Here is a 10,573-nt window from a genome sequence, read left to right as displayed (position 1 = left end):
TTCTCCGCAAGGCGGAGGAGGAAGCGATACCGGCGGTATCGCGCCCGACGTCGTCGCCGCGAAGCCGGCGCCCCCCCCGTCTGGAGAGGGCTGATCGTGCGTCGCGGCGTTCTCCGCAAGGCGGAGGAGGAAGCGATACCGGCGGTATCGCGCCCGACGTCGTCGCCGCGAAGTCGGCGCCCCGCTCCCGTTCAGAGAGGGCTGATCGTGCGTCGCGGCGTTCTCCGCAAGGCGGAGGAGGAAGCGATACCGGCGGTATCGCGCCCGACGACAACGCCGCGGAGAGCGCCGCGACGTGCGATCAGTGGCCGGACCAGGTCTCGACGTTGGCGACGCGGACCTCGATCTCCCGCCCGTTGGGGGCCGTGAAGCGGGCGGTGTCGCCGACGTTCAGGCCCATGATCGCCGATCCGAGGGGGCTCTGGGGGCTGTAGACGTCGAGGTCGCTCTCGCCCGCCATCTCGCGGTTGCCGAGGAGGAAGCGGGACTCGTCGCCGGCGATCTCGGCGGTGATGATCGTGCCGGCCTCGACGACTCCGTGGCTCTCGGGGGGCGTGCCGATCTCGGCTTCGCGGAGGAGGGAGGTCAGCTGGCGGATGCGGGCCTCGATCTTGCCCTGCTCGTCCTTCGCGGCGTGGTAGCCGCCGTTCTCCTTCAGGTCGCCCTCCTCGCGGGCGACCTCGATGCGCTTGGCGATCTCCTCGCGTCCGTTGGTGGACAGCTCGGTGAGCTCCGCCTCGAGGCGGTCGTACGACTCCTGGGTCATCCAGGTCACCTGTGACTGGTCGGCCATGGTGGGCTCCTGCTCTGCGGGCCGCGCTCGCGGCGCCCGGCAGCACCGTGCGGAGGTGTCCGCGTCCGGCGGTGGGGACTGCCGGCGTCAGGCGGCGGTGGGAATGGCGAGGCCCCGACGAGTCCGTCAGGGCTTCGGGCAAGCCTACGGGAGCCAGCAGGAGGAGATCAAACCTGTGTTCGCGAGCTCGGTGGTGCGGACGGTCTCCGTGTAGGAGCGGAAGCGCTCCGTCGTGGCGGGGTACTCCACGACCAGCCAGCCGACCACGGCGGACTGCTCGTTGAGGGCCTGGACCGCGCAGGCGACCTCGCGGCCGACGGGCGCGGTGAGGTCGAAGGAGACGGTGACGGTGCGGTCGTCGACGACCTGGTGCGCGGTGTCCTGGACGTCCACTCCTCCGCGTGCTCCGTCGAGTCCGGCCCAGACGACCCAGGCGGCGAAGACGGCGACGAAGGCGAGCGCGACGCCGCCGAAGAGCCAGCGGTTGCCGCGGCGGGTGCGCGTCGTGCGGCCGTAGCGGGTGGCGAGGGGTCCGGCGGCGCGGACGGCGTCCGGATCGAGCGCGGGCGCGGCGGCTCCCTCGACGCTCTCGGACGTGCGGGCGGCCACGGAACTCCCTGGGTGATGCGTCTACTCTGAAGGGGTGGCGCGCGTCCTTCGCGGACGGGAGCGCCGATCCCATTAAACCCCGAGGAATCGAGCGATCGTGTCCCAGGCCGTCGAGGTCTCCGTCGATTCGGAGGTGCGGGACACTCCGCGCCTCCTCGCCGTGCACGCCCATCCTGACGACGAGTCGAGCAAGGGCGCGGCGACGCTGGCCGCCTACGCCTCGCGGGGCGCCGAGGTCATGGTGGTCTCCTGCACCGGAGGCGAGGCCGGCTCCGTGCTGAACGAGGGCCTCGAGGCCCGCGCGCACGCCGAGCGCGACATCGGCGGCCTCCGCCGGTACGAGATGGCGGCCGCTCGCGAGGCGCTCGGCGTCGAGCACGCCTGGCTCGGCTTCGTCGACTCCGGCATGCCCGAGGACGGGAAGGTCGACGCCGCGTCGTTCGCGGGTCTGCCGCTCGCCACGGCCGCCGCTCCGCTCGTGCGCCTGGTCCGCCGGTTCCGGCCGCACGTGATCATCAGCTACGACGAGAACGGCGGCTACCCGCACCCCGACCACATCCGCGCCCACCAGGTCGCCGTCGAGGCGTACCGCGCGGCGGGCCTCGCCGAGGAGTACCGGGGCACGGGCGCTCCGTGGTCGATCTCGAAGCTGTACTACGACCGCGTCTTCAGCGGCCAGAAGCTGCGGGCGATCGCCGAGCACCTGCGCTCGATCGACCCGGAGGACCCGCGCCTGTCGGTCTTCGAGGAGATGAAGCGCTGGAACGAGGACACCCCGTATCTCGCGACCACGCGGGTCGTGATCTCCGGCTTCCACGATCGGCGCGATGCGGCCCTGCTGGCCCACGCCAGCCAGGTCGCTCCGGACAACACCTTCTTCTTCCTCCCGCACGAGGCGATCGACGCCGCCTGGCCGACCGACGACTTCCAGCTCGTCGAGAGCCGGGTCGACGCGCCGACGCCCGAGACGGATCTCTTCGCCGGTCTCGACCTGGCCGAGCTCGCCCCGGGCCCGACCGCGGTCGTCCCGCCGATCGCTCCCGACCCCGAGCCCTCGGGGGACGCCCCGGTGTCCCCGGAGCCCGACGGCTCCGGCGTCGTCGTCGCCGACGAGGTGCGCGCGTGATCGCCGCGCTGCTCGAGGGCGCCCAGCGCGCCGTCGTCCTCGCCTCCACGACGGTGCCGACCCCCGGCCCCGAGTTCAACGAGGACACGGTCACGCCGGGCCTCTTCGGATTCATCACGATGCTCGTGATCGCTCTGGCCGCCGTCCTCCTCGCGCTCGACATGGTCCGGCGCGTGCGGCGGACCACCTACACCGCCCAGGTGAAGGAGCGGCTCGACGCCGAGGAGGCGGAGCGCAGCGAGGGCTGAGCCCGGCCCGCAGCGGTGGGCCCCGGCCCCGCTAGGCGTTGTACGCGGGGTGGAGCGAGACGATCAGCGCCGCCGTCCAGTGGCAGAGGAACGCTACGGCAGTGAGCGCGTGGAAGATCTCGTGGAAGCCGAAGACGCCCGGGACCGGGTTGGGCTTCTTGATCCCGTAGATGACGGCGCCCGCGGAGTAGCAGAGCCCGCCGACGAGGACGAGCACCATCATCGTCGCGCTGGCCTCGAAGAGCGGACCGAGGTACATCACGGCCGCCCAGCCCAGCAGCAGGTAGAGCGGCACGTAGAGCCAGCGCGGCGCGCCGATCCAGAAGACGCGGAAGCCGATCCCGAGCAGCGCCCCCGCCCAGACCAGGACCAGCAGGAGCGTGCCCTGCGCGGGCGGCAGGGCGAGCACGGCCAGCGGCGTGTAGGTGCCGGCGATCAGCAGGAAGATGTTGGCGTGGTCGATCCGCTTGAGGATCATCTTCGTCCGCGGCTTCCAGTCGAAGCGGTGGTACAGAGCGGAGTTGCCGAAGAGCAGGAGCGACGTGGTCGCGAACACCGCGGCCGCCCACTTCGCCGCGGTCCCCTCCGCGACCACGATCAGCACCACTCCGGCGACGATCGCGAGCGGGAAGAGGCCGGCGTGGATCCAGCCGCGCCAGGTCGGCCGGACCTCCGCCGAGGAGTCGTGCTCGATCGCGTCCTCGACGAGGGGGAGGGCGGGCAGGTCCGGGCGGTCCGCTCCGACGGCGTCTCCGCCGCGGTCGGTGCGGGCGCGGGGATCGGACGGGGGAGGCGTCGGCCGCTGGCTCATGCCGGACAGACTACGACGCCGTCCCGGGCCGACGCCGAGCGCCGCCGGGCTTCGAGGAGCGCCCCGGGTCGACTACCGTGTCACTGTGCCGAAGCCGAGACTGCCTGTGGGAAGGGACCTCCTCTACGGCGTCTACAAGAAGCGCCTCCGCTCGAGCCTTCCCCCCGACTCCTTGCCGAACCACGTCGCGATGATCATCGACGGCAACCGGCGCTGGGCGCGGCAGCGGGCCCTCGAGACCGCCGCGCACGGCCACCGGGCCGGAGCCGCCAAGGTGCACGAGTTCCTGCAGTGGTGCGACGAGCTCGGTGTGCGCCACGTCACCCTCTACCTGCTCTCGCAGGACAACCTCGTCGGCCGCGACAGCAGCGAGCTGACCGAGCTGATCGCGATCATCGCCGACCTCGCCGAGGAGGTCTCCCAGCAGCCCGACTGGCGCGTGCAGCACGTCGGCTCCGACGAGGGCCTCCCGCCCTCGCTCGTGGCCGCGCTCGACACGGCGGAGGCGCGCACCGCCTCCCACACGGGCCTGCACGTCAACCTCGCGGTCGGCTACGGCGGGCGGCACGAGATCGCCCAGGCCGTGCGGAGCATCCTGGAGGAGCACGGCAAGCGCGGCTCCTCCATCGAGGACGTCGCGGGCCTGCTGACCCCGGAGCTCATCGGCGAGCACCTGTACACCAGCGGGCAGCCCGACCCCGATCTGGTCATCCGCACCTCGGGGGAGCAGCGCCTCTCCGACTTCATGCTCTGGCAGAGCGCGCACAGCGAGTTCTACTTCATGGAGGCGCTCGGCCCCGACATCCGCGAGGTCGACTTCCTCCGCGCGCTCCGCGACTACGCCGGACGGCACCGCCGCTTCGGCAGCTGACCTCGCGGCTCCTGCCGCACCACCGACCGGAAGGGCCGGCATGAGCTCGAACGAGGCCACCTCCACCACGACCGAGGACTACCTCGCCGGCTTCGGCGAGGAGACCGGGTACCTCGACTTCGGCCGGGTGGGCCCGCTCTCGGCGACCGTCGCCGCCGAGCAGGAGGCGGCCGTCGAGCTGCTGGTGCGCGCGCGCAGCGGCACCCTCGACGAGCTGTTCCGGCAGGACGAGCGCGTCCGGGAGGCGGCGGCGGCGCTCGTGCGCGTCCCCAGCGACCGCGTCGTCTTCCAGCCCAACACCTCGACCGGCCTCCTGCACGCGCTGTTCGGCGCCTCGGGCGCGGTGCTGCTGTCGGCCGCGGAGTTCCCGAGCCTGCCGTTCGCGGCGGTGCGCTCGGCGCAGGCTCTCGGCTCGGTGGAGCCCCGCTGGCTGCGGACCGAGCAGGGACGGGTGACGCCGGAGGCGGTCCGCGAGCAGCTCACGGACGACGTGACGACCGTCGCGGTGAGCCTGGTCGACTCCCGCACCGGCTACCTCGCGGACGTCGCGGCGATCCGCGACGTGATCGGCGACCGGATGCTCGTCCTCGACGCGATCCAGGGCTTCGGCGTCGTCGACGCGCCCTACGAGCTGGCGGACGTGGTCGTCACCGGCGGCCAGAAGTGGCTCCGCGCCGGCTGGGGGACGGGCTTCCTCGCGCTCAGCGAGCGGGCGCTGTCGCGGCTGACCCCGGTGCTCTCGGGCTGGACGGGATCGGAGCAGGCGGAGCCGTGGGACGAGGTGGCTCCGCCGCGCGGCGACGCCCGCGCCTTCAGCATCAGCAACCCGGACCCGATCGCCCAGGCCCGGCTCGCGTCGGCGCTGGAGGAGGTCGCCGCGGTCGGGCAGTCGACGATCGCCGCGCTCGTGGCGGAGCGGGTCAGCGCGATCGTCGACCTCGCGGACGAGTTCGGACTGGCGGTCGTGGGTTCCCGCGGCGAGCACGAGCGCGCCGGCATCGTGGTCGTCGAGCCGGAGCCGGAGGAGCTGGCCCCGCTGGCAGCCTCCCTCGCCGCGCACGGCGTCACCGCGCGCCTGCGTCCGAGCACCGTCCGCTTCAGCGCGCACGCCGGCACCACCGACGCGACCCTCGCGCTGCTCCGCGCCGCCCTGATCTCGTCGGCCACGAGCATCGACTACTAGGCCGGATTCCGCGCGTTCACACACTGGTTACACATTCGTAGCGGTGAGAAGCACACGGATGTCATTCGCCGGGTTAGGTTCGAGTCATCAGGTACAGCGCCTGGTCGAGACGGCCACAGAAGTACGGCTCGACATCGCGCAGACGCCGAAGGGACACTGCGCGGTGCACGACACGCACCGATGAGGCCGGCTCGAGGACATGAGCCGGGGGCTCCGGCCCCCGGAGTGTGGAGAGTCGTCGTGACAGTTCCCCAGGGCATGGATCCGCAGACCGGGACGCAGGGCGGCGTCCACCGCCGTGTCCAGCACGGCTCCTCGGATCCGGCCGATCAGCTCCTCCGCACCTACGTCCTGGACACCTCGGTACTGCTGTCGGATCCGTCCTCGATGTTCCGGTTCGCGGAGCACGCCGTCGTGCTGCCGATCGTCGTCATCAGCGAGCTCGAGGGGAAGCGCAACGATCCCGAGATCGGCTACTTCGCCCGGCAGGCCCTGCGCCGCCTCGACGAGCTGCGCGTGCAGCACGAGCGCCTCGACTTCCCCATCGCCGTCGGCCGGGGCGGCACGCTCCGCGTCGAGCTCAACCACTCGAACATGTCGGTGCTGCCGAGCGGGCTCCAGATGGGCGACAACGACGCGAGGATCCTCGCCGTCGCGCTCAACCTGCAGAGCGAGGGCGCCGCGGTGACCGTCGTGTCCAAGGACATGCCGATGCGCGTGAAGGCCGCCTCCATCGGCCTCGCCGCGGAGGAGTACCTGGCCGAGCAGGCCCCCGAGTCCGGTTGGACCGGCATGGACGACGTGACGCTCGGCGGCGACGCGATGAGCGAGCTCTACGACCGCGAGCGGCTCTTCACGGACGTCGTGGCCGACATCCCGGTCAACACCGGACTCGTCGTCCACTCCGACCGCGGCTCCGCTCTCGCGAGGGTCACCGGCAAGCGGCAGATCACGCTGGTCCGCGGCGACAAGGACGTGTTCGGCCTGCACGGGCGGTCGGCGGAGCAGCGGCTCGCGATCGACCTGCTGCTCGACCCGGAGGTCGGCATCGTCTCGCTCGGCGGCAGGGCCGGCACCGGCAAGTCGGCGCTGGCGCTCTGCGCGGGCCTGGAGGCGGTGCTGGAGAAGCGCCAGCACAAGAAGATCATGGTCTTCCGGCCGCTCTACGCGGTGGGCGGCCAGGACCTCGGCTTCCTGCCCGGCGACGCGGCCGAGAAGATGAACCCCTGGGCGCAGGCGGTCTTCGACACGCTCGGGGCGCTGGTGTCGCAGAACGTGCTCGACGAGGTGATCGAGCGCGGGATGCTCGAGGTGCTGCCGCTCACGCACATCCGCGGGCGCTCGCTGCACGACGCGTTCGTGATCGTCGACGAGGCGCAGTCGCTGGAGCGGAACGTCCTGCTCACGGTGCTCTCGCGGGTCGGGCAGAACTCCCGGGTGGTGCTGACCCACGACGTGGCGCAGCGCGACAACCTCCGGGTCGGCCGGCACGACGGGGTCGCCTCCGTGATCGAGACGCTGAAAGGCCACCCGCTGTTCGCGCACGTCACGCTGACCCGCTCCGAGCGCTCGGCGATCGCCGCTCTGGTCACCGAGATGCTGGAGTCGAACGAGCTCGCCTGACGGGCTCGCCGTGCGTCCGGCCCGTGGGATCCGAGGATCCCCTGGCCGGGCGCGTCCCTGCAGGGCACCGGGGCGTAGCGTGGACGGGTGAGCATCCTCGACGATGCGCTCCTCGAGCGCTTCCGCACCCGCGCGGCCGACTACGACGAGCGCAACGCGTTCTGCGCGGACGACCTGGAGGAGCTGCGCTCGATCGGGTACCTGGCGCTGCTCGTCCCCGAGGAGCTCGGCGGTGCCGGCCTCGGCCTGGAGCAGGCGGCCGCCGAGCAGACGCGCCTCGCGACCGCCGCGCCCGCGACCGCGCTCGCCGTCAACATGCACCTGGTCTGGACCGGGATCGCGCGACTCCTGCTCGAGCGGGGCGACGACTCCCTCCGCTCGGTCCTCGTCGACGCCGCGGCGGGTCACGTCTTCGCCTTCGGCAACAGCGAGGCGGGCAACGACCTGGTGCTCTCGGACTCGCTGACGCGGGCGGAGCCGCTCGGGGACGGCGGCTACCGCTTCACCGGCACGAAGGTCTTCACCTCCCTCGCGCCCGCTTGGACGCGGCTCGGCGTGTTCGGCCGCGACGACAGCGGGTCGGAGCCGCGGCTCGTGCACGGCTTCGTGCACCGTGAGCGCCCGGACTCGCCGGTCGCCGGGCTCGAGGTCCGCGACGACTGGGACACGCTCGGCATGCGGGCGACCCAGAGCCGCACGACGGTGCTCGACGGCGTCGTCGTCCCGGCCGAGCGGATGATCCGCTCGCTGCCCGTCGGACCGACCGCCGACCCCTTCGTCTTCGCCGTCTTCGCGGCCTTCGAGCTGCTGATCTCCTCGGTCTACCTCGGTGTCGCGCAGCGCGCGCTCGAGCTCGCCGTCGCCTCCGTCCGCCGACGGGCCTCCCTCCGGGCGGGAGGGCGGCCACTGGCGGAGGACCCCGAGGTGCGGCACCGGGTGGCTGAGACCGGGATGCTGCTCGACGGGCTCGAGGCGCCCCTGCGCTCGGCGGCGGCCGACGTGGACGCGCTCGTCGACCGCGGCGCGCGCTGGTTCCCCTCGCTGGTCGGGGTGAAGATCCGCACCACGGAAGGAGCGCTCCGCGTGGTCGAGAGCGCCGTCCGGATCGCGGGCGGCGCGGCGTACCAGCGCCGGTCGGAGCTCGGTCGCCTCTACCGAGACGTGCTCGCCGGGCAGTTCCACCCCTCCGACGACGCGTCGGCTCACGGCGCCTGGGCGTCGCTCCTGCTGGGACCGCTGCCTCCGCGCGACTGAGGCCGGGGAGGGACCCGCCGCCGCCCGAGCACACCTGCGGGCCGCCCTGTGGAGAACTCCGACGCCCCGAGGGCGGTGCCCCCTAGTCTCGGCGGATGCTCCGCGGATCTCTACTCGACCGGGCCGCCCTGCTCCTCGGCGCCCTGGTGCTCCTCCTGATCGGGGCCCCGCACCTGGGTCGGGCGCCCGGCCTCGTCCCGGTGGCGCTCGCGAGCGTGCCGTTGGTGCTGGCGGACGTGCGCGGGCACCGGCTCCCGAACGCGGTCACGCTCCCGCTGCTGGTGGTCGGAGCCGTCCTCGCGCCCACGGCGGGGACGCTTCTCGCCGTCCTCGCGACGGTGCTGTGCCTGGGCGTGCTGCATGCGGCGGGCGGGCTGGGCCTCGGCGACGTGAAGCTCCAGGCGGCCCTCTCACCGCCGCTCGCGGCTCTCGGACCCGAGCAGGTCGTCGCCGCGCCCGCTGTCGGCTTCGCGGTGGCGGGGCTGTGGGTGCTCGTGCTGCGCGTCCGCGGACGGGTCGCGTTCGGACCGTTCCTGCTCGCGGGGTTCTGGCTGGTGCTCTGACGGCCCGCCTCCGCGCCGAGCGCAGGGACGGGCCGTCGGAGGGCCGGGCTCAGCCGGGGTGGGTCATCGACATGACGTCGAGGGCGCTGTCGAGCTGCTCCTCCGTCACCTCGCCGCGCTCGACGAAGCCGAGGTCGACGACCGACTCTCGGACGGTGATCCCCTTGGCGACCGAGTTCTTCGCGACCTTGGCGGCGGCCTCGTAGCCGATCACCTTGTTGAGCGGCGTGACGATCGAGGGGGAGGACTCGGCGAGGGCGCGGGCGTGCTCGACGTCGGCCTCGAGGCCGTCGACGGTCTTGTCGGCGAGCAGCACGGCGGAGTTCGCGAGCAGGCGGATCGACTCCAGCAGCGCCGTCCCCATGACGGGGATCGCGACGTTGAGCTCGAAGGCGCCCGAGGCGCCCGCCCAGGCGATGGTGGCGTCGTTGCCGATCACGCGCGCGCAGACCATGAGGACGGCCTCCGGGATCACCGGGTTCACCTTGCCGGGCATGATCGAGGATCCGGGCTGGAGGTCGGGGATCCGCAGCTCTCCGAGGCCGGTGTTGGGGCCGGAGCCCATCCAGCGGAGGTCGTTGTTGATCTTGGTCAGGCTCACCGCGAGCACGCGCAGCGCTCCGGAGGCCTCGACCAGCGAGTCCCGCGCGCCCTGGGCCTCGAAGTGGTTGCGGGCCTCGGTGACGGGCAGGCCCGTCTCCTCCGCGAGGCGCGCGATGACCTTCTGCGGGAATCCGGCGGGGGTGTTGATCCCGGTGCCGACCGCGGTGCCGCCGAGCGGGACCTCGGCGACGCGGGGGAGCGCCGACTGCACGCGCTCGATGCCGAGGCGGATCTGCGCGGCGTAGCCGCCGAACTCCTGGCCGAGCGTGACCGGGGTGGCGTCCATCAGGTGGGTGCGGCCGGCCTTGACGACCTCGGCCCACTGCTCCGCCTTGACCTCGAGCGACTCGGCGAGCTGCTCGAGCGAGGGGATCAGCGACTCGATGAGCGCGCCGGTGACGGCGACGTGGACCGAGGTGGGGAACACGTCGTTGGAGGACTGCGAGGCGTTGACGTGGTCGTTCGGGTGCACGGTGCGGCCGAGGGCCGTGGTCGCCAGCGAGCCCAGCACCTCGTTCATGTTCATGTTCGAGGACGTGCCCGAGCCGGTCTGGTAGACGTCGATCGGGAAGTGCGCGTCGTAGCCGCCCTCGACGACGAGGTCGGCCGCGTCGGCGATCGCCCTGGCGATGTCGGCGTCGAGCACGCCCAGCTCGGCGTTGGCCAGCGCCGCCGCCTTCTTGATGCGGGCGAGGGCCGCGATCTGGGCAGGCTCGAGGCCCGCACCGGAGATCGGGAAGTTCTCGACCGCCCGCTGGGTCTGCGCGGCGTAGAGGGCGTCGCGGGGGACCCGCACCTCGCCCATCGTGTCGTGCTCGATGCGGAAGTCGCCTGAGTCGTCGGTCGGGGAGTGATCCACCACGCTGTGTTCGTCCTTGTCTGATCGGTT

General features: G+C 72.6%; 11 protein-coding genes. 7 read left to right on the top strand and 4 right to left on the bottom strand.

Annotated features, from left to right (window positions below; translation table 11 throughout):
• Window positions 1-301 precede the first annotated feature (301 nt).
• Window positions 302-793, bottom strand: a complete 492-nt coding sequence (gene greA, locus C5C55_RS02290) for a transcription elongation factor GreA (RefSeq protein ID WP_104225519.1) — start codon at window positions 791-793, stop codon at window positions 302-304.
• A 144-nt stretch (window positions 794-937) separates the two neighbouring features.
• Window positions 938-1,402 carry a DUF4307 domain-containing protein gene (locus tag C5C55_RS02285; protein ID WP_104232767.1) on the bottom strand — a complete coding sequence of 155 codons (465 nt, stop codon included), beginning with the start codon at window positions 1,400-1,402 and terminating at the stop codon, window positions 938-940.
• 97 nt (window positions 1,403-1,499) lie between these two features.
• Between C5C55_RS02285 and mca the strand changes: the two genes are divergently transcribed.
• Together mca and C5C55_RS02275 are read left to right on the top strand one after the other, a co-directional pair.
• Window positions 1,500-2,528 carry a mycothiol conjugate amidase Mca gene (gene mca, locus C5C55_RS02280; RefSeq protein ID WP_258065155.1) on the top strand — a complete coding sequence of 343 codons (1,029 nt, stop codon included), beginning with the start codon at window positions 1,500-1,502 and terminating at the stop codon, window positions 2,526-2,528.
• The gene (locus C5C55_RS02275; RefSeq protein ID WP_104224426.1) at window positions 2,525-2,776 is read left to right on the top strand and encodes a hypothetical protein; all 252 of its coding nucleotides are present in this window, start codon (window positions 2,525-2,527) and stop codon (window positions 2,774-2,776) included. The genes mca and C5C55_RS02275 overlap by 4 nt, the downstream gene beginning before the upstream one ends.
• Window positions 2,777-2,807: 31 nt before the next feature.
• Here the strand turns inward: C5C55_RS02275 and C5C55_RS02270 are convergent, their stop codons facing one another.
• The gene (locus tag C5C55_RS02270; RefSeq protein ID WP_104232766.1) at window positions 2,808-3,587 is read right to left on the bottom strand and encodes a hemolysin III family protein; all 780 of its coding nucleotides are present in this window, start codon (window positions 3,585-3,587) and stop codon (window positions 2,808-2,810) included.
• 106 nt (window positions 3,588-3,693) lie between these two features.
• Between C5C55_RS02270 and C5C55_RS02265 the strand changes: the two genes are divergently transcribed.
• The 5 genes from C5C55_RS02265 to C5C55_RS02245 all read left to right on the top strand — a co-directional run bounded on the left by C5C55_RS02265 (window position 3,694) and on the right by C5C55_RS02245 (window position 9,081).
• Window positions 3,694-4,458, top strand: a complete 765-nt coding sequence (locus C5C55_RS02265; RefSeq protein ID WP_279630826.1) for an isoprenyl transferase — start codon at window positions 3,694-3,696, stop codon at window positions 4,456-4,458.
• A gap of 40 nt (window positions 4,459-4,498) precedes the next feature.
• The gene (locus tag C5C55_RS02260) at window positions 4,499-5,641 is read left to right on the top strand and encodes an aminotransferase class V-fold PLP-dependent enzyme (RefSeq protein WP_104232765.1); all 1,143 of its coding nucleotides are present in this window, start codon (window positions 4,499-4,501) and stop codon (window positions 5,639-5,641) included.
• 258 nt (window positions 5,642-5,899) lie between these two features.
• Complete coding sequence (locus tag C5C55_RS02255) at window positions 5,900-7,264, top strand: PhoH family protein (RefSeq protein WP_104224423.1); 1,365 nt, start codon at window positions 5,900-5,902, stop codon at window positions 7,262-7,264.
• A gap of 87 nt (window positions 7,265-7,351) precedes the next feature.
• The gene (locus C5C55_RS02250) at window positions 7,352-8,518 is read left to right on the top strand and encodes an acyl-CoA dehydrogenase family protein (protein WP_104232764.1); all 1,167 of its coding nucleotides are present in this window, start codon (window positions 7,352-7,354) and stop codon (window positions 8,516-8,518) included.
• A gap of 95 nt (window positions 8,519-8,613) precedes the next feature.
• Window positions 8,614-9,081, top strand: a complete 468-nt coding sequence (locus tag C5C55_RS02245) for a prepilin peptidase (RefSeq protein WP_104232763.1) — start codon at window positions 8,614-8,616, stop codon at window positions 9,079-9,081.
• Window positions 9,082-9,130: 49 nt separating this feature from the next.
• Here C5C55_RS02245 and C5C55_RS02240 read toward each other — a convergent pair whose 3' ends face one another.
• Window positions 9,131-10,546 (bottom strand): aspartate ammonia-lyase, encoded by a 1,416-nt coding sequence (locus C5C55_RS02240; RefSeq protein ID WP_104232762.1) that lies wholly within the window; start codon window positions 10,544-10,546, stop codon window positions 9,131-9,133.
• Window positions 10,547-10,573: the final 27 nt, after the last annotated feature.

It is taken from the genome of Rathayibacter sp. AY1C2 (assembly GCF_002931195.1).
In the GTDB taxonomy this organism is placed as follows: Bacteria; Actinomycetota; Actinomycetes; order Actinomycetales; family Microbacteriaceae; genus Rathayibacter.
The sequence above is the reverse complement of the archived record's forward strand: the minus strand, read 5'-3'. Positions and strand labels throughout refer to the sequence as shown.